Genomic DNA, 19807 nt, shown 5'->3' on the forward strand with positions numbered 1-19807 from the left:
GACGCAACCACCCCAGAGATTGCCACCCCCAAGCACAACCGACAGAGGTTTCGACACAGGTCCTCGCGACGCTCGGTCCCGGCTCAATCAGCGATCAGGCCAACGCTGGTTGAGCCGACGAGGAGCGCAGCGACAAGTCGAGTCGAAACCCCCGCCGGCCGACGACGCCGACGCAACCACCCCGGACGTGGTCGCCAACACCGTCGACCCACCAGATTTCGACACGGGTCCTCGCCCTTCGGGGCTGTTTCATTTTCAAGAACAGAGCCAGCTGGTCCTCGAAAAAGAGGGGCTGAATCGCCGCGTAAGCGATTTGGGGACCAAACCGCCTTCGGCGAACTGAGCGTTCGTCCTCAAGATTCTGGCTGTCGGCCATTTTGAAACAGCCCCCTTCCGGCTCGGTCCCGGCTCAATCAGCACACAAGTCCCGGCTCGATCATCGGAGAAGGCGCCGACCACACAAAAAACACCCGCCCCCACGCTCGAGAGCGTGGGGGCGGGTGTTTGTCTTGCGCTACAACCGTCTACCGGTAGTCGCCGCCGGAGAAGCCGTAGTCGTCGAGCGGCACCGCAGCACCCGACGGAGCACCGAAGGTGCCGTCCGGGCTGTAGTAGGTGTCGTCGTAGGCCGGCATGGCGTACGCCGCGGCGCGCGCCTCCTCGGTCGGCTGGACCTGGATGTTGCGGTACCGGTTGATGCCGGTACCGGCCGGGATCAGCTTACCGATGATCACGTTCTCCTTGAGACCGATCAGCTTGTCGCTGCGGCTGTTGATGGCCGCATCGGTCAGGACACGCGTGGTCTCCTGGAACGACGCCGCCGACAGCCACGACTCGGTGGCCAGCGAGGCCTTGGTGATACCCATCAGGACCGGACGTCCGGCAGCGGGCTCGCCACCCTCGGACACGACCTGACGGTTCGCCGTCTCGAACTCCGACCGCTCGACCAGCGAACCGGGCAGGAACTCCGTGGAGCCGTGGTCGATGATCGTCACGCGACGCAGCATCTGACGCACGATGGTCTCGATGTGCTTGTCGTGGATCGACACACCCTGGCTGCGGTAGACCTCCTGGACCTCGTTGACCAGGTGCACCTGCACCTGACGGGGGCCCATCACGCGCAGCACCTCGTGTGGGTCGGCGGCACCTTCCATGAGCTGCTGACCGACGTCGACGTGGTCACCGTCGGCGAGGAGACGCTCGGAGCCGTCGTCGTGCTTGAACACACGCAGACGCTGACGCTTCGAGATCTTGTCGTAGACAACCTCTTCCGAGCCATCATCGGGGATGATGGTGATCTTGTAGAAGCGGTCGTCGTCCTCGAGACGCACCCGTCCGGAGACCTCGGCGATCGGGGCCTTGCCCTTGGGGACGCGGGCCTCGAACAGCTCCTGGACACGCGGCAGACCACCGGTGATGTCGTCACCGACGCCACCCTGGTGGAAGGTACGCATGGTCAGCTGGGTACCGGGCTCACCGATCGACTGGGCCGCGATGATACCGACGGCCTCGCCGATGTCGACGAGCTTGCCGGTCGCCATCGAACGGCCGTAGCACATCGCGCACACACCGGTACCGGTGCCACAGGTGAGCACCGAGCGTACCTTGACCTCGGCGATGCCGGCACCGAGGAGGGCCTCGATGGCCGGGTCACCCAGGTCGTGGCCACGCTCGACGACGACGTTGCCGTTCGCGTCCACGGCGTCGGACGCCAGGGTGCGGGCGTACGCCGAGGTCTCGACGTGCGCATCGCGGATGATCGAACCGTCCGGCTGCTTCTCACCCAGCGGCACCAGGATGCCGCGCTCGGTGCCACAGTCGGTCTCGCGGACGATGACGTCCTGCGACACGTCCACCAGACGACGCGTCAGGTAGCCCGAGTCGGCGGTACGCAGGGCGGTGTCGGCCAGACCCTTACGGGCACCGTGGGTGTTGATGAAGTACTCGAGCACGGTCAGGCCCTCGCGGAACGAGGACTTGATCGGACGCGGGATGAACTCACCCTTCGGGTTGGTCACCAGCCCCTTCATGCCCGACAGGTTACGAACCTGGGTCAGGTTACCGGTGGCACCCGACCGCGGGATCATGATGATCGGGTTGTCCTCGGGGTAGTAGTCCTCCATCGCCTTGCCGACCTCTTCGGTGGCCTGCTTCCAGATCTCCACCAGGGCGTCACGGCGCTCGTCCGGGGTCAGGGCACCACGCTGGAACTTGCGCTCCAGGCCGTCGGCCCGCTCCTCGTAACGCTCGAGGATCTCCGCCTTGGCCGGCGGCACCAGCACGTCGGCCATCGACACGGTCACACCCGAACGGGTGGCCCAGTAGAAGCCGACGTCCTTGAGCTTGTCCACGGTCTGGGCGACGACGATCATCGGGTAACGCTCGGCGAGATCGTTGATGATCGCGGCCTGACGCTTCTTCGGCATCTGCTCGTCGACGAACGGGTACTCGGCCGGCAGCAACTCGTTGAACAGCACCCGACCCAGGGTCGTGATGGTGGTCCACGGCTGCCCGTAACGCCAGCCGTCCGGGAACTGCTCCGCCTCGACCTCGGCCGGCGGACGCTGATCCTTCAGCCGCACCTTGATCCGCGACTGCACGGTGAGCGCACCGCGGTCGACGGCCATGATGGCCTCGGCCGGGCTCGAGTACACGCCCTGCTCCGCCTCGTCGGCGGTCGCGGCCTGGTACTCGCCGTTCGCGCCGTCCTTGAGGGTGGTCAGGTAGAACAGGCCGGTCACCATGTCCAGACGCGGCATGGCGAGCGGACGGCCCGACGCCGGCGACAGGATGTTGTTGCTCGACAGCATCAGGATGCGGGCCTCGGCCTGCGCCTCCGACGACAGCGGCAGGTGCACTGCCATCTGGTCACCGTCGAAGTCGGCGTTGAAGGCCTCACACACCAGCGGGTGCAGCTGGATGGCCTTGCCCTCCACCAGCTGCGGCTCGAACGCCTGGATACCCAGACGGTGCAGGGTCGGTGCGCGGTTGAGCAGCACCGGGTGCTCGGCGATGACCTCTTCGAGGACGTCCCACACGGCGGGGCGCTGACGCTCCACCATGCGCTTGGCCGACTTGATGTTCTGGGCCTGGTTCAGGTCGACCAGACGCTTCATCACGAACGGCTTGAACAGCTCGAGGGCCATCAGCTTGGGCAGACCACACTGGTGCAGCTTCAGCTGCGGGCCGACGACGATGACCGAACGGCCCGAGTAGTCGACGCGCTTGCCGAGCAGGTTCTGACGGAAACGACCCTGCTTACCCTTGAGCAGATCGCTCAGCGACTTCAGCGGGCGGTTGCCCGGTCCGGTGACCGGACGGCCGCGACGACCGTTGTCGAACAGGGCGTCCACCGACTCCTGCAGCATCCGCTTCTCGTTGTTCACGATGATCTCGGGCGCACCCAGATCGATCAGTCGCTTGAGGCGGTTGTTGCGGTTGATCACACGGCGGTACAGGTCGTTGAGGTCCGAGGTGGCGAAGCGGCCACCGTCGAGCTGCACCATCGGGCGCAGCTCCGGCGGGATCACCGGAACCGCGTCCAGCACCATGCCCAGCGGGGAGTTGCCGGACTGCTGGAACGCCGCAACCACCTTGAGGCGCTTGAGCGCACGCAGCTTCTTCTGCCCCTTGCCACTGCGGATGGTCTCGCGCAGCGACTCGGCCTCGGCCTCGATGTCGAAGCTCTCGAGGAGCTTCTTGATGGCCTCGGCACCCATGGACCCGGTGAAGTACTCGCCGTAGCGGTCCTGCAGCTGGTGGTACAGCTTCTCGTCGATGATCAGGTCACCGGGGGCGAGCTTGGTGAACTTGTCCCACAGCTCGGCCAGACCGTCGAGCTCACGCTGCGCGGCGTCACGCATGCGGCGCATCTCGCGCTCCGCACCGTCACGGACCTTGCGGCGCACGTCGGCCTTGGCACCCTCGGCCTCCAGCTCGGCCAGATCCTGCTCGAGCTTCTGCTGACGCTCGTTCAGGTCGGCGTCGCGCTGGTCGGCGACGGTCTTCTTCTCGACCTCGATCTCGGCCTCGAGGGTCGACAGCTCGTTGTGACGGAGCTCGTCGTCGACCGAGGTGATCACATAGGCGGCGAAGTAGATGATCTTCTCGAGATCCTTCGGCGCCAGGTCGAGCAGGTAACCGAGCCGGCTCGGCACACCCTTGAAGTACCAGATGTGGGTGACCGGGGCGGCCAGCTCGATGTGGCCCATCCGCTCACGACGCACCTTGGCCTTGGTGACCTCGACGCCGCAGCGCTCGCAGATGATGCCCTTGAAGCGGACGCGCTTGTACTTGCCGCAGTAGCACTCCCAGTCGCGAGTCGGTCCGAAGATCTTCTCGCAGAACAGGCCGTCCTTCTCCGGCTTGAGGGTGCGGTAGTTGATCGTCTCGGGCTTCTTGACCTCACCGTACGACCAGTTGTGGATGTCATCGGCCGTGGCGAGACCGATCTTCAGTTCGTCGAAGTAGTTGACGTCGAGCACTTGTTACCTTTCCAGAGCTCTGTTGTCAGTGGTGGTGAGGGCGGTCAGTTCGCGAGATCGTCGACCGTGGCCGACTCGTTGCGCGACAGGTTGATGCCGAGGTTGGCAGCGGCACGCTCCAGGTCCTCGTCGTCGGTGTCGGCCATCTCGATCGCCGCACCGTCGCTGGAGAGCACCTCCACGTTCAGGCACAACGACTGGAGCTCCTTGAGAAGCACCTTGAACGACTCGGGGATACCGGGTTCGGGGATGTTCTCGCCCTTGACGATGGCCTCGTACACCTTCACGCGGCCGACCACGTCATCCGACTTGATGGTGAGCAGCTCCTGCAGGGTGTAGGCGGCGCCGTACGCCTGCATCGCCCAGCACTCCATCTCACCGAAGCGCTGGCCACCGAACTGGGCCTTACCGCCGAGCGGCTGCTGGGTGATCATCGAGTACGGACCGGTGGAACGCGCATGGATCTTGTCGTCCACCAGGTGGTGCAGCTTGATGATGTACATGTAGCCGACCGACACCGGGTACGGGAACGGCTCGCCGGAACGACCGTCGAACAGCATCGCCTTGCCGTCACCGTTGACCATGACCTCGCCGTCACGGTTGGGCAGGGTGGAGCTGAGCAGACCGGTCAGCTCCTCCTCGCGCGCACCGTCGAACACCGGGGTGGCGGTGTTGGTGTCGGGGGCCGCCGAGTACATGTCCTCGGGCAGCTTCGACGCCCATTCCGGCACACCACCGGCGACGTCGACGTTCCAGCCGGCCTTGGCGATCCACCCGAGGTGGGTCTCCAGGATCTGGCCGATGTTCATACGACGCGGCACACCGTGGGTGTTCAGGATGATGTCGACCGGGGTGCCGTCGGGCAGGAACGGCATGTCCTCCTGCGGGAGGATCTTGCCGATGACGCCCTTGTTGCCGTGGCGGCCGGCCAGCTTGTCGCCGTCCTGGATCTTGCGCTTCTGGGCCACGTACACGCGGACCAGCTCGTTGACACCCGGGGGCAGATCGTCGTCGTCGTCGCGGCTGAACACGCGCACACCGATGACCTTGCCGGTCTCGCCGTGCGGCACCTTCAGCGAGGTGTCGCGCACCTCGCGGGCCTTCTCACCGAAGATCGCACGCAGCAGACGCTCTTCCGGGGTCAGCTCGGTCTCACCCTTCGGGGTGACCTTGCCGACCAGGACGTCGCCGTCGCGGACCTCGGCACCGATGCGGACGATGCCGCGCTCGTCGAGATCGGCGAGCACCTCGTCGGAGACGTTCGGGATGTCCCGGGTGATCTCCTCGGCACCGAGCTTGGTGTCGCGGGCGTCGATCTCGTGCTCCTCGATGTGGATCGAGGTCAGGACGTCCTCTTCCACGAGGCGCTGCGACAGGATGATCGCGTCCTCGTAGTTGTGGCCCTCCCACGGCATGATCGCCACGAGCAGGTTCTTGCCCAGGGCCATCTCACCGTTCTCGGTGCACGGACCGTCGGCGAGGACCTGACCGGCCTCGACACGCTGCCCCTCGTCCACGATCGGACGCTGGTTGGCGCAGGTGCCGTGGTTGGAGCGGGCGAACTTGCGCATCCGGTAGGTGTCGCGGGTGCCGTCGTCGGCCATCACGGTGATGTAGTCGGCCGAGACCTCCTCCACCACGCCGGTCTTGCCCGTCACGATGACGTCACCGGCGTCGACGGCGGCACGCAGCTCCATGCCGGTGCCGACCAGCGGCGACTCGTTGCGCACCAGCGGGACGGCCTGACGCTGCATGTTGGCACCCATCAGGGCGCGGTTCGCGTCGTCGTGCTCGAGGAACGGGATCATCGCGGTCGCGACCGACACCATCTGGCGCGGCGACACGTCGAGGTACTCGACCTGGTCGGCGCCGACGAACTCCACCTCGGAGCCCTTCTTACGCACCAGGACGCGCTCGTCGGTGATACGGCCGTCCAGACCGTAGGCGGTGTTCGCCTGGCCGATGAGGTAGCGATCCTCCTCGTCGGCGGTCATGTAGACGATCTCGTCGGTGACCAGGCCGCTGTCGACCTTGCGGTACGGGGTCTCGATGAAGCCGAACGGGTTGACCCGTGCGTACACCGACAGCGAACCGATCAGACCGATGTTCGGTCCCTCAGGGGTCTCGATCGGACACATGCGGCCGTAGTGCGACGGGTGGACGTCACGGACCTCGAGGCCGGCACGCTCACGGGACAGACCACCCGGGCCCAGCGCCGACAGGCGACGCTTGTGGGTCAGACCCGACAGCGGGTTGTTCTGGTCCATGAACTGCGACAGCTGGGAGGTTCCGAAGAACTCCTTGATCGCGGCGACGACCGGGCGGATGTTGATCAGGGTCTGCGGGGTGATCGCCTCGACGTCCTGGGTGGTCATGCGCTCACGCACGACACGCTCCATACGCGACAGGCCCACGCGGATCTGGTTCTGGATCAGCTCGCCGACGGTACGCAGACGACGGTTGCCGAAGTGGTCGATGTCGTCGACCTCGATCGGCACCTCGAGGCTGCCCGGACCGGCCACGGTGGAGAACCCGACGGTGTGCGGGTCGGCGTCGTGCAGGCGGACCAGGTACTCGACGGTGGCCGCGATGTCCTCACGGGTCAGCGTCGACTCACCGGTCATCGGGTTGGCGGTCAGACCGAGCTTCTTGTTGACCTTGTACCGGCCCACGCGGGCGAGGTCGTAGCGCTTGTCCTTGAAGAACAGGTTCTCGAGGAGGTTCTCCGCGGACTCCTTGGTCGGCGGCTCACCCGGACGCAGCTTGCGGTAGACCTCGAGCAGCGCCTCGTCCTGGTTGGCGGTGTTGTCCTTCTCCAGGGTGGACATCATGATCTCGGAGAACCCGAAACGCTCGGTGATCTCCTCGTTGGTCCAGCCGAGCGCCTTCAGCAGCACGGTGACCGGCTGACGGCGCTTGCGGTCGATGCGGACACCGACGGTGTCGCGCTTGTCGACGTCGAATTCCAGCCATGCGCCACGGCTCGGGATGACCTTGACGGTGTGCAGGGTCTTCTCGGTGGACTTGTCGATGTTGGCATCGAAGTACACGCCGGGGCTACGGACGAGCTGGCTCACCACGACACGCTCGGTGCCGTTGATGATGAAGCTGCCCTTGTCGGTCATGATCGGGAAGTCGCCCATGAAGACGGTCTGCGACTTGATCTCACCGGTGTTGTTGTTGATGAACTCGGCGGTGACGAAGAGCGGCGCCGCGTAGGTCATGTCCTTGTCCTTGCACTCCTCGACGGAGGCCTTGACCTCGTCGAAGTGTGGATCGGAGAAGGACAGCGACATCGAGCCGGAGAAGTCCTCGATCGGGGACAACTCGTGCAGGATGTCCTCGAGACCACCCGTCGGGTTGTCGTCACCACGGGCGATCGCCTTCGCGCGCCACTCGGGAGACCCGACAAGCCATTCGAACGAGTCGAGTTGGAGGTCGAGGAGGCCCGGTACCTCCAAGGGTTCGCTGATCTTTGCGAACGAGGCGCGGTGCGGTGCGCCCGGGATGGTGGTTGAGGTGGACTGGCGATCGACTGCCAAGGTGCGTCCTTCCAACACGATGTGTCTGCCTAGCTTCGGTAAGCGTGGCCGGGTGGGCCGTTCGCTGGTGACAACCTGAACGGCGATACCCACAGCTCACACGAAGTGTGCGGAAGGAAGATCGTTAGGTGGACAGGAGGCAGCCAGCGCAACGTCCAACTATAGCAGGAATCAGACCCACTTTGTCAAGCGGCGTCCGGGAGAAGGATTCGCGCCGGTGGCTGCCTGCGCTGAATCGCTGGTGACAGATTGGCCCCCGGAAGCCCCCACGTCAAGCGCTACGCGCCGATTTGTGGAAAGAAACCCATGTCAGACCGCTTCCACCTGCGAGATGAGCCACTGGTCGCCCTGCTTGACCATATGCAGCTGGGTCCGCGGCGTGCCGCTGTTGGTGGCCTGCCCGTTGACGCTCTCGCTCACCACCAGGTTCGCCAGCACCACCGCGGTCGCCCCGTCGCCGTTACCGGTCAGGTCGCGGACGCCGATCGCATCGACACGACATTCGGCGACGGCCTTGGTCTGGTCGAGCAACTGCTTCTGGGTCGGCAGGTAGTCGTTGAACTCCTTGAGCGCCTGCCCGGTCAGCACGGCGCGCGCCTTGCCGGCCCACTGGTCGACCTTGGTGCCGTCGGCGGCGATCGCCGTGCAGACCTTGGTCTGTGCCTGTGCGGTGAGGTCGGTGGTGGCGGTCTGGTCCAGGAACGCCCGGTTGGCCCCGATCGACACCCCGGGATGGAACCCGAGGATCACCGCGACGACCGCGAGTACCGCGGCCACACCGGCCAGGATCGCGATCAGACGGGTCGAGAACGGTCCCGAGCCGCTCGGGCGCCGCGTCCTGCGGGCCTTGGCGGGACGGGCCGACCGTGACGACGACGGAGCCGCGGGCCTGGCCTGGGGCCTGATCGTGGACACCCGTGACACCGTGCGCGTCTTGCCGGTGGGGACCGGACGCCCGGTGGCCGGTTCGTCGGGGTCGGCATCACCGGAGGCGGCATCCCCAGACACGGACGCGTCCGGCTCGATATCACCAGAGTCCTTGTCCGACTTGGTGAGTGAGAGCCCGACAGGCTCCGGACCGTCGGATTCTGCGCTGTCGGACTCTGCGCCGTCGGATTCTGAGGCACCGGAATCGGTGGTGCCGTGATCCACGCTCTCCGAGCCCGTGCTGTCGGGGTCCGTGCTGTCGGGGTCCGTGCTGTTGTCGGAGTCCTCGGCCGACTTCTCGATCACCTCGGTGATCTCGGTCGGCGTCTCCTCGACATCCGTCGCCGACTCGACGGCCCCTGCGCCGGTCGCCTCTGCGCCGGTCGCCTCTGCGCCGGTCGCCTCTGCGCCGGTCGCCTCTGCGCCGGTCGCCTCTGCGCCGGTCGCCTCTGCGCCGGTCGTCTCTGCGCCGGTCGTTTCCGTGGCGTCACCCGACCGGCGCGTGCCGGCCACCCTCGGCCGGTACCCGGACCGACGCGGTTGCTTGTTCGCCATCAGTTACCCCCTGCCGGGGCCTCGCTGGACGGGGTGCTCCCGTTCTGGGTGCTCCCCCCGTTCTGGGCGCTTTCGGTCGGCTGCACGGCGATGCCGTCGAGCGGGGTCACCTTGACCGCCTTCCACGTTCCGTCGATCTTGCTCATCCCGACCAGGAATCCCATCGTGTTGGGGGTCTCTGCGGCCTGGCCCGGGGTCTTGCCGGTCACCGCGAGATACACCAGCACCTGGGCACTGTTCTCGTCGGCGTTCACCTCGGTGGGTGCCGACCGCACGATCCGCGACGACGTCGAGCCCACCTGGTCACCGGCCTGCTTGAGGGTCGGCTCCAGGCTGCCCACGATCTGCTGGCGGACCTGGGTCAGGGCGTCACCGGCAAAGCTGCTCTCCAGCCGCTTGTCGAAGCCCGCCATGTCCTTCGGGTCGATGGTGGTGACGTTCAGCATCGCCTGCTCCGCGGCGCCGGTCGCCTCGTCGCGTGCCGACTGTGTCGGACCCTGAGAGGTGTACACGTCGTATGCCCGGTACCCGAAGACGGCCACACAGACCACGGCGGCGAGTACGGCCACGATGGCCACGACCCCGCCGATGGTGCGTATCAGCGCACCCCGGTCCGTCTGTTCTCCTGCGGTACTGCTGTCCTGGGTACTGCTGTCCTGCTTGTTCGCCACGCCGTCCTAACTCACTTCACCGGGCTCGATGCCCTTCTCGTGACCGCGACTCGAGCGGGTCACCCCGTCGTCGTCGCGCGCCACGGTACCGATCAGACCTGAGAGCTCGCCATGTGCTCAGCCGCCCAGTCCGTCCCCGAATCCGCCCGGCTGCTTGGGCTTGACGCCCAGCAGGAACGCCAGCTGAGTGGCCAGCGGATTCAGGTTCAGACGGTCCGGATCCTTCTTGGGGGTGGTGTCCCACGGCTGCGCAGTGGCCGGATTGGCGTACTCGACACGGTTCGCGCTGCGCACGCCGGTCGGATTGCCGAAGGGCACCGTGCACGACGCGTTCGTGTTGAACGGGAAGTCGTCGTAGCGGACATCGAAGGTCGGGTCTTTCTTCTTGATCTCGTCGATCATCTTCTGGGTGCTCTCGTATCCGCGCGTACACGCCGCCGGATTGTTTGTCTCGAGCACCACACCGAAGTGGATCTGACCGTCGCCGGGAGCCGGGGAATGGCTGCCCGCCGACAACGCCGACAACATCGCGAACGTCATCGACGTCGTGTAGCTCGCCGGCTCGATGGTGCGGGCGACCTCCGCGAGGTCGCCGACGACCTTGCCCAGGTCGCCACCGTTCTTCTGGATCAGCGCCGACAGCTGCGTCGCCGATGCCGTGCCCGTGGTCAGCAGGCGCCGCAGATCCGGATCCGCGGTCGCCAGGGTCGCCGACACCAGGTCCAGATTGTGCGACCAGTTCAGGATCTCGTCGGACTGGTCGGCCTGGGTACCGAGCACCACCTGAGAGTTCTGCAGCAACGAGATGGTGTCACCGATGTTGTCCGCCCCGGCCTCGGCCAGCTTGTTGAGCGAGTCCACGAGCCGCGTCAGGTTGTCGGCCTGCCCGTTGAACGCCTTGCCCAGCTCGGTGATGACGGTGTGCAGATCGTCCACCGGGATCGACCCGGTGAAATCGATCGCCGAGCTCACCACGTCCTCCAGGGGCGGCGGCAGCGACACGTTCTGGGCCGTGATCACCGATCCGTTCTCCAGATAGGGCCCCGACGCCGACGCCGACATCGGCTGCAGGTCGATGTACTGCTCACCGATCGCCGACCGTTCCGCCACCACTGCCTTGACCTCGGCGGGGATCTTCGGCCCACCCGAATCCATGTCGAGGGTGACGTTCACCCCCTTCTGGGTGAGCGTCAACGGACCGACGCGGCCGGCCGGGATACCCATGTAGGTCACCTCGGCGTTGGTGAAGATGCCACCGGATGCCGTCATCTCCGCGGTCACCTTGTAGGTGCCGACCCCGGCCAGTTTGTCCAGCCGGGCGTACTTGGCGCCGACGTACACCAGGGCCACGATGCCGACCACGGCGAACACGATCAGCTGGATCTTCGCGATGCGGGAGATCATGCGGGAACTCCGATCGTCGCCAGGGTGCCGTCCAGGATGCCCTGCCCCTGTTCGGGGACCGGGGCGAAGGACGCCGGGTACGTGCCACCGGACGGCGGGGTGTTGGGCCCCGGACGTGAGTCGGGACCGGGCGGGACCAGCGTGATGGTCGGCCAGCCGTACCGCGGACCGTTGCCGTTGTAGTACGGGTTCTTCGGATTCACCGGCACGTTGTAACGCTTGGGCGGCGAGTACACCGGGTTGCCCTGGCCCACACCGAGCGCCTCGAGCTGGTTGAGGGTCCGCAGATCCAGCGTCATGAACAGGTTGGTGGAGTCGCCCTGCACACCCGGCAGCAACCAGTCCGGGAAGGGGTGCGTCAGCATCAGCGGGGCCGCGGTGATCAGGTCCGGGGCGGCCTTGGCCAACTCGGTCAGCACCGGACGCAGCGCCTTGAGGTCGGTGACGATCTCCTCGTGGGCGCGGCCGAGCACGTCGGTGCCCACCACGCCGAGCGTGTCCAGCTTGGTCAGCAGGTCGACGAACTGCGGGCGCTGCTCCTCGAGCACCGCCACACCGGCCGGCATCTGCTGCAGGATGCGTTCGATCTGCTCGGTCTGGTTGTTGGCCCGCGTCGACAGCTTCGCCAATCCGTCGATCGCCGAGATGAGGTCGTCACGCTGCCGGTTCAGGCTGGCGATCAGGCTGTCGGCGTTCTCGATCAGACCGCGGAACTCGTTGGTCCGGCCCTCGAACGCCTTGTTCAGCTCGCTGACGATCGGCTGCAGCTGGTTGATCCCGCCGCCGTTGAGCAGCATCGCGAGCGCGCCGAGCACCTGCTCGATGTCGGTCGCGGTGCGGGTGCGGTCCAGCGGGATCGCCTGATCCGGGTTCTGACGCGGCGCGTTCTCGGCATCCCTCGGCTCGTCGAGCGAGACGAACTTCTCACCGAGCAGGGATGTCTGCTGGATCGAGGCACGTGCCTCGTCGGACAGGTTCACCTCGTTCTTCACCTTGACGGTGACCAGCGCGTACCACTCGTTGTCGGGCACCTCGACCTTGGTCACGCGACCGATCGCGATGCCGTTCTGCTTGACCACCGACTGCGGCACCAGATCCAGGATGTTGGCGAACTGGATCCGGTAGGTCCGCGGGTTGTCGCCGACGTCGACGCCGCCCGGCAGCGGGATCGACTGGATGCCGTTCGTGGCACATCCGGCCACCATGAGCGCGGTCAGCAAGCCCACCAGTAGGGCCGGGATCCGGGGAAGACGCATGCGGCGCATTTCAGTTACCCCCGGTTCCGGTGCGCGGTGCCGACGCGGGCCGGCTGGTCGACGGCCGTGCCGGCGTGGACGGACGCGGTGTGCTCGTGGGACCCGGACTGAGATTCGGGTTCGGCGTCCCCGGGACGGTGCCCGGCACCGGGTAGCGCTGCAGCTTGTTGTTGCTCATGATGCCGAACGGCAGCACCGGCAGCAGCGGTTCGAGCACGCCGTTGGTGATCTGTCTGCCCAGCGTCGTGCACTGGTTGATGATCGGCGCGAGCGTGTCGGAGAACTGGACGGCGGCCGGGTTGCCCGGCAGTAGCTGACCGAGGTCGAGCAGCTTGCACTGCGTGCCGATCAGATCCTGCAGATCCGGGATGGTCAGTCGCATCGCGAGGGTGCCGGACTCGGCGTCGTAGGCGTTGATCAGGTTGTTGATCGTCAGCGGCAGCACCGTCAGCACCTCCTTCAGCGACGTCTTGGTGTTGAGCAGGGCCTGGGTGGTCGGGGTGAGGTCCTTGAGGGTCTCCCCGATCTGCTCTCGGTTGTCCTGGATGAACCCGGCGACGTCGCCGAGTGCGATGGACAGCCGGTTGAGTGCGGTACCGAGCTGGTCACGCTCCCCCGCGAGGAAGGAGTTGAACTCGGCCATCTGGGTGTTGAACTGCCGGACCTGCGCATCGTTCTCCCGAAGTGCACCGACGAAGACGTTCAGGTTCTTGATCGTGTCGACCAGGTTGCCGCGGCCGTCGGACAGCGTGGTGCTGGCCTTCGACAGCTGCTCGATGGCCTGACCGAGCTTGGCACCGTTGTCCTGCAGGTTGTCGGCGCCCGTGCGGACCAGCTCGCTGACCGCACCGTTCTTGTTGGCGCCGTTGGGGCCGAGGGCCTCCGACAACTTCTGCACGCTGGAGTAGACCTCGTCGATCTCCACCGGGACCATCGTCTGGTCCACCGACAACGTGATGTCGTCCGAGGCCTTGGGACCACCGGAGTACGCCGGGGTGAGCTGCACGTAGCGGTCGGCGACGACCGACGGGATCACCTGCACCGCACGCACATCCGCGGGCAGGTCGATGCCGCGGTCGACGGTCATGGTGACCTTCACGGTGTCGCCGGACGGCTCCACTTTGTCCACCTTGCCGACGGCGACGCCGAGCACGCGGACATCCGAGCCCTCGTAGATGCCGACGGTGCGCTTGAACGTCGCGGTGACCTTGGTGGTGCCGACCGAGGAGAACACCCACCACAGGGCGCCCGCCACGATCAGCGCGAGGATCAGTCCGAGCACGATGAACACGATGTGCCGCGGGGTGAACCACCGGCCGGGGCCGGAGGTGTTGGTGAGATCAGGAGCAGTGGTCATCATCCGGCCTCTGTTCCGCCGTTGTTCTGCAGGACTGTCTTGTTGGGCGGTCGGGTGGTGTTCTGCTGCGGCAGACCCGGCGGCAGGAGGTTGGTCACCACCGACTCGAACCAGCGACCGTTGCCGAGCACGTTGGCGTAGAGCCGGTAGAACGGCGCCATGTTGGTGATCGAGGCCTGCAGGTTCGCGTTCTGCTCCTTGAGCAGCGTGTTGACACCCTTGAGCGAGGTCAGCGCGGGCCCGATCTGGGCCTGGTTGTCCTTGACGATCCCCGACAACGCGTTGGACAGCGTGGTGGTGCTGGTCAGCAGCGCGGAGATGCTCTTCTGGCGGTTGTTCAGCTCGTCGAGCAGCTGTCCGGCACCGGCGATGAGCTTGACGAACTCCTCGTTGCGGTCGGCCAGGATCTTCGAGGTGTGCTTGGTGGCCTCGAGGAGCTTCTGCACCTCCTGGTCACGGCTGGCGATGGTGTTGGACAACCGCGAGATGCCCTCGAGTGCCGGACCCATGTCCCCCGACGTCCCGGAGAACGCCTCGCTCAGCGTGCGCATCGAGGTGGCCAACTGGGTGGTGTCGAGGTCCTGGATCTGATCGGTGGCATCGGAGAACGCCTCGATCACGTCGTACGGCGAGACCGTGTCGGTCAGCGGCACACCCGGGTCGGCGGCCTCGTCGCCACGCGGGACGAGTGCGAGGTACTTCTGCCCGAGCACCGTCTTGATCTGGATGGACGCCTGGGTCTGGTTGCCGATCCAGGTGTTGGACACCCGGAAGTCGACGTTGACGCGATCCCCGTCGAGAGAGACGGCGTTGACCTCGCCGACCTTCACACCGGCCACCCGGACCTCGTTGCCCGGCTTGAGTCCGGCGGCCTCGGTGAACTTGGCGGTATAGGTGGCGGCCTGCCCGACCAGGGGCAGCGAGTTCAGGTAGAACGCCGAGGTGGCCACCATCAGCATGATCAGGATGCCGATCCCGCCGATGCTGACCGGACTGCGGCGACCGGCGAAGCGCCGGTGCGGGTGTGTCGCAGCCGGGGCACCTGCGGCGCTCGACCCCCCTGCGGCGCTCGACCCCCCTGCGGCGCTGGACGCCTCGCTCATGTTCTCCCCTGCGTCGTGGTTGCGGTCTGCCATGTTCTCGCTCACCCCCCTGGCTGCGTTCCGTCACGCCAGCAGCGGGTGGCCGCACTGGTGTAGAGCACGTGGTTGATGTCGGGCAGCGGGACCAGCGGCTGCGTCAGCAGCGTGGACTTGCCGTTGCCGGCGACGACGTCGATACCGCACAGATAGAACTGGAACCACGAGCCGAACGTCGCCGCCCGGCCGATCTTCTCCAGCTTCACCGGCAGGTTGGTCAGGATCTGCGCGACGTCGTCGTTGCGGGCGTTGATCTGGTCGGCCAGCGCCTTCAGTCCCGCGATGTCACCCTGGATGGCCGGCCGCGACTGGGACAGGATCGACCCGGTCACGGTGGTCAGGTTGGATACGGAGGTGATCGCCGAGCCCACCGAATTACGTTGCGCAGCAAGACCACTCACGAGCTTGGAGGTGTTGTCGAGCAGTGAGCCGAACTGTTCGTCGTTGCGGTTGACGGTGTCGAGGACCGAGGTGAGGTTGGTGATCAGCTCCCCGATCACCTTGTCCCGGTCGGCCAGCGAGTTGGTCAGCGACGAGGTGTTGGAGACCAGCGAGCTGATGTTGTCGCTCTCTCCCTGGAAGATCTTGATGAGCTGATCGGACAGGGTGTTGACGTCGGCCGCCGACAGCTGCCGGAACAACGGCTTGAAACCGTTGAACAACTCGGTCAGGTTGACCGCCGGATGAGTGTCGACGTCGGCCGGGTCGGTGCCGAAGGTGTGCCCCGGTCCGACCGCCGACGACGCATCGCCCGCACCCTTCTCCAGCGCCAGGTACCGCAGGCCGGTGAGGTTGCGGTAGCGGATGTAGAGCTGGGTGCCGGTGGGCAGCGACGCACGATCGACGCTGAACTTCACCATCGCCTTGTTCTGCTCGTACACCGACACGTCGGTGACCTGGCCGATCCGCACACCGGCGATCCGGACGTCGTCGCCCGGGTTGAGCATGGCGGCGTCGGAGAAGACGGCGCTGTACTTGTTGTTCCCGCCGCCGCCGGCGTTGGCGATGGTCAGCGCGAGCAGGCTCGTCGCGATCACGGTGACCACGGCGAAGGTGATCAGCTTGACCAGCGGTGCCACGATCGATCTCACTGGATGTGTACCTCCGCCTTCGACAGCGCGGGTCCGCCGATCATGGTGACCCAGGTCGGCACGTCGGCCGGTCGGGTTCCGGTGGTGCTGCCGTAGATCACCTTGAGCTGCGTCCGGTAGTTCGGGTCGTCATAGGGCGACGACGTGATGGTGCCGACCGGGGTGGTGGTGAACTGCGGTTGCGGCAACGTCTGCACGTTGCGTGGACCGGCATTGCGCGACGGCGGCTGGTAGGAGCCGTCGGCGAGGCCACCGCCCGGGTACTGCGGGAACGGACGACCGTCGGTGGCCGGTTCGTAGCAGACGGCCGGCGGGTCGAGGTCGAAGAACCGGGGTTCGTCCTGGTTGGGCAGGTACCGCCCGCGCGGGTTGACGAACTGCAGGTTCACGCGCACACCCGGGTTGGGGGTACCCACACCGACGATGTTCCTGGACTCCGGGACCAGTGTCGCGAAGTTGCGGAACGTGCACACGAAGGTCGGCGACTGCTTGGCCAGGCCGGTGAGCAGTTGCTCGGAGTCGACGAACAGGTCGACGAGGTTGTCGCCGTTGCGCTGGAGCCAGCCGGTGGCGTCGGTGGCGGCGACGCCGACCGTCGAGATCAGGGTGCGGAAATCGTTCTGCCGCTCGTTGATCGTGTTGGTGGTGATCCGCAGGTTGTCGAGGGCGTCGATCACGTCCGGCAGCGCCTCGGAATAGGTCTGCGAGAAACTCGCGAGACCACGCACGGTTCCCTGCAGCGCGCCGATGTTGTCGTCGACGGCCGAGAAGATCGTGTTGAGGTCCTCCACGGTGGCGCCGAGCTTCTCCCCGCGTCCTTGCAGGGCCGACGACAGTGCGGTGAGCGTGACGTTGAGGTCCTGCGGCGGGATGGCCTGCAGCACCGGCAACAGCTTGTCGAAGAGCTCCTGCACTTCCTTGGCGTTACCGGACTTGTCGGTGGCGATGGTGTCGCCGTCGGACAGGCCGGGTCCACCGGTGGTGGGGACCTGCAGGTCGACGTATCGCTCACCGAACAGCGTCTTGGGCAGGATGCGTGCGGTGGTCGTGGTGGGCAGCTGTGCGGCCATCGACGGATCGAGGCCGAGCTCCACGTCGACGGTGCCGTCCGGGGACGGTTGCACGCTGCGGACCTCGCCGACCACCACGCCGCGGGCCTTGACGTCGGCATTCGCGGGCAGCGCGTTGCCGATCGCGTCGGTCTGCAGGGTGACGGTGGTGAAGTCGGTGAAGGATTTGTTGAACTTCATGATCGTCAGCGTGAAGAACAACGCGACGACGACCAGGAAGGCGATGCCGAGCAGTCGGCGGCGCGTGGTCGCCACGGCCTAACCTCCCACTCTGACGGTCGTGGTGGTGCCCCAGATCGCGAGACCCAGGAAGAAGTCGAGTACGGCGATCAGCACCAGGGCCGCTCGGACGGCGTGTCCGACGGCCACGCCGACGCCGGCCGGACCGCCGCTGGCGTAGTAGCCGTAGTAGCAGTGCACCAGGATGATCACGAATGCGAAGACCAGTACCTTGCCGAACGACCACAACACGTCCGCGGGTGGCAGGAACAGGTTGAAGTAGTGGTCGTAGGAGCCGCCGGACTGGCCGTTGAACACGGTGGTGATCACCCGGGACGCCAGGTACGCCGACAGCAGGCCGAGTACGTAGAGCGGGATGACGGCGATGAAGCCGGCGATCACACGGGTACTGACCAGGAACGGGATGGACGGCACGGCCATCGACTCGAGGGCGTCGATCTCCTCGGAGATGCGCATCGCACCGAGCTGCGCGGTGAAGCCGCAGCCCACCGTCGCCGACAACGCGAGGCCGGCCACCAGTGGCGCCACCTCACGGGTGTTGACGTAGGCCGACAAGAAGCCGGTCAGGGCCTGTGAACCGATCTGGTCGAGGGCCGCGTAGCCCTGCAGGCCCACCACGACGCCGGTGAACCCCGACATCAGGACCATCACGCCGACGGTGCCGCCGATGACGGCGAGACCGCCGGACCCGAAGGCCACCTCGGCCAGCAGTCGCAGCACCTCGCGGGTGTAGTGCACCAGGGTCCGCGGGATCCACACCAGGGTGCGGCCGTAGAAGGACATCTGGTCGCCGGCACCGTCGAGCATCTTCAGCGGTTTGCCGAGCTGTTTACGCGCCTCGTACAGGTAGTACTCGGGACGGCTCTTGGAGATCGTCACCCCACCGGTCACGCCTAACTCCCCTTCGGCGGGACGATCTGCAGGTAGACCGCCGTGATGATCAGGTTGGCAAGGAACAGCAGCAGGAAGGTGATGACGACGGACTGGTTGACCGCATCACCGACTCCCTTCGGGCCACCCTTCGGGTTGAGCCCCTTGTAGGCGGCGACGACGCCGGCGAGGACACCGAAGATCGCGGCCTTGACGGTGGAGATCCACAGGTCGGGTAGCTGGGCGAGGGCACCGAACGAGGCCAGGTAGGCGCCCGGGGTGCCACCCTGGATGACGACGTTGAAGAAGTAGCCACCACCGATGCCGACCACCGCGACCAGCCCGTTGAGCAGGATCGCGACCAGCACCATGGCCAGCACGCGGGGCACCACGAGACGCTGGATCGGGTTGATGCCCAGCACCTGCATGGCGTCGATCTCCTCGCGGATCGTCCGCGAACCGAGGTCGGCGGCGACCGCCGAGCCGGCGGCTCCCGCCACGAGCAGTGAGGTCACCAGTGGGGATCCCTGCTGGATCACCACGAGCACGCTGGCGGCGCCGGTGTACGACTCGGCGCCGAGCTGCTTGATCAGCGAGCCGGTCTGCAGCGAGACGATCGCGCCGAACGGGATCGCGATGAGCGCCGTCGGCAGGATCGTGACGCTGGCGATGAACCAGGCCTGCTGGATGAACTCACGCCACTGGAACGGGCGCACGAAGGTCTGGCGTGCGACGTCGACGAAGAGCTGGACGATGTTGCCCGTCTGTTCGAGGGCACCGGTCCCCGCTCTTGCGATCCGGTCGACGCCACGCGTGGTGGCATTGGCCATGGTGTGTCAGCTCCGCCCGTCGCCGTGTCGTGGCTTCTTGGTGGTGTCGATCTGTTCGGTCGTGCCCTCGGCCGGCGCCTCCCACTGCTGGGTGGGGGCATCGTTCCCACCGAAGTCGTAGACGTCGGTCGGCGCGTCGGCGACCGCAACCGCGCCGGGGGCGGCGGTCCATTCGGCGGCGCCGCCCTGGCCCTGCTCGTGGGCACGCTTGGTGGCGAGGACCTCGTCCTCCTGCGCCATGGACTCGCGGATGGCGAGCTGGGCGTTGGCAGGCAGGCTGGGCAACAACTCCAACACCCGCTGCCGATGCCGCCCCACCGCCTTACGCTCGGGCATCCCCGGATTCGGCTGCACCTGCGGAATGATCTCGG

Annotated in this window: 12 protein-coding genes and 1 pseudogene; all 13 read right to left on the reverse strand. The window is 66.4% G+C overall.

Annotated elements, in window-relative coordinates; translation table 11 throughout:
* Positions 1 to 524 precede the first annotated feature (524 nt).
* Positions 525 to 4484: a DNA-directed RNA polymerase subunit beta' gene (locus tag ACWDUA_RS21270; protein WP_449752999.1), complete on the reverse strand. Its 3960-nt coding sequence runs from the start codon at positions 4482 to 4484 to the stop codon at positions 525 to 527.
* Positions 4485 to 4528: 44 nt separating this feature from the next.
* Positions 4529 to 8026, reverse strand: a complete 3498-nt coding sequence (gene rpoB / locus ACWDUA_RS21275) for a DNA-directed RNA polymerase subunit beta (protein WP_449753000.1) — start codon at positions 8024 to 8026, stop codon at positions 4529 to 4531.
* Positions 8027 to 8335: 309 nt separating this feature from the next.
* Complete coding sequence (locus ACWDUA_RS21280) at positions 8336 to 9508, reverse strand: hypothetical protein (protein WP_449753001.1); 1173 nt, start codon at positions 9506 to 9508, stop codon at positions 8336 to 8338.
* A complete protein-coding gene (locus ACWDUA_RS21285) occupies positions 9508 to 10179 on the reverse strand; it encodes a hypothetical protein (RefSeq protein WP_449753002.1) in 672 nt (223 codons plus the stop codon). The genes ACWDUA_RS21280 and ACWDUA_RS21285 overlap by 1 nt, the downstream gene beginning before the upstream one ends.
* Before the next feature lie 117 nt (positions 10180 to 10296).
* Positions 10297 to 11583: an MCE family protein gene (locus ACWDUA_RS21290; protein WP_449753003.1), complete on the reverse strand. Its 1287-nt coding sequence runs from the start codon at positions 11581 to 11583 to the stop codon at positions 10297 to 10299.
* On the reverse strand, positions 11580 to 12839 hold the full coding sequence (locus ACWDUA_RS21295; protein WP_449753004.1) for an MCE family protein: 1260 nt from the start codon (positions 12837 to 12839) through the stop codon (positions 11580 to 11582). Before ACWDUA_RS21295 ends, ACWDUA_RS21290 begins: the two co-directional genes overlap by 4 nt.
* Before the next feature lie 10 nt (positions 12840 to 12849).
* A complete protein-coding gene (locus tag ACWDUA_RS21300; RefSeq protein WP_449753005.1) occupies positions 12850 to 14196 on the reverse strand; it encodes an MCE family protein in 1347 nt (448 codons plus the stop codon).
* Positions 14196 to 15299 carry an MlaD family protein gene (locus tag ACWDUA_RS21305; RefSeq protein WP_449753010.1) on the reverse strand — a complete coding sequence of 368 codons (1104 nt, stop codon included), beginning with the start codon at positions 15297 to 15299 and terminating at the stop codon, positions 14196 to 14198. The genes ACWDUA_RS21300 and ACWDUA_RS21305 overlap by 1 nt, the downstream gene beginning before the upstream one ends.
* A gap of 41 nt (positions 15300 to 15340) precedes the next feature.
* Positions 15341 to 16426: an MCE family protein gene (locus ACWDUA_RS21310; RefSeq protein ID WP_449753006.1), complete on the reverse strand. Its 1086-nt coding sequence runs from the start codon at positions 16424 to 16426 to the stop codon at positions 15341 to 15343.
* Positions 16423 to 17751: an MCE family protein gene (locus ACWDUA_RS21315; protein ID WP_449753007.1), complete on the reverse strand. Its 1329-nt coding sequence runs from the start codon at positions 17749 to 17751 to the stop codon at positions 16423 to 16425. Before ACWDUA_RS21315 ends, ACWDUA_RS21310 begins: the two co-directional genes overlap by 4 nt.
* A gap of 3 nt (positions 17752 to 17754) precedes the next feature.
* Entirely contained in the window at positions 17755 to 18627 is an 873-nt protein-coding gene (locus tag ACWDUA_RS21320) for an MlaE family ABC transporter permease (RefSeq protein WP_020789723.1), read from the reverse strand.
* 2 nt (positions 18628 to 18629) lie between these two features.
* Positions 18630 to 19436 (reverse strand): MlaE family ABC transporter permease, encoded by an 807-nt coding sequence (locus ACWDUA_RS21325; protein ID WP_449753008.1) that lies wholly within the window; start codon positions 19434 to 19436, stop codon positions 18630 to 18632.
* Between the two features lie 6 nt (positions 19437 to 19442).
* Positions 19443 to 19807: pseudogene (locus tag ACWDUA_RS21330) on the reverse strand (ABC transporter ATP-binding protein); the annotation flags it as partial.

Source organism: Gordonia sp. NPDC003376 (genome assembly GCF_053589235.1).

Coding starts and splice junctions, on each gene's coding strand:
- ACWDUA_RS21290 (WP_449753003.1), bottom strand. CDS start 11,583: ATGATCTCCCGCATCGCGAAGATCCAGCTGATCGTGTTCGCCGTGGTC.
- ACWDUA_RS21325 (WP_449753008.1), bottom strand. CDS start 19,436: ATGGCCAATGCCACCACGCGTGGCGTCGACCGGATCGCAAGAGCGGGG.
- ACWDUA_RS21305 (WP_449753010.1), bottom strand. CDS start 15,299: ATGAGCGAGGCGTCCAGCGCCGCAGGGGGGTCGAGCGCCGCAGGGGGG.
- ACWDUA_RS21295 (WP_449753004.1), bottom strand. CDS start 12,839: ATGCGTCTTCCCCGGATCCCGGCCCTACTGGTGGGCTTGCTGACCGCG.
- ACWDUA_RS21300 (WP_449753005.1), bottom strand. CDS start 14,196: ATGACCACTGCTCCTGATCTCACCAACACCTCCGGCCCCGGCCGGTGG.
- ACWDUA_RS21280 (WP_449753001.1), bottom strand. CDS start 9,508: ATGGCGAACAAGCAACCGCGTCGGTCCGGGTACCGGCCGAGGGTGGCC.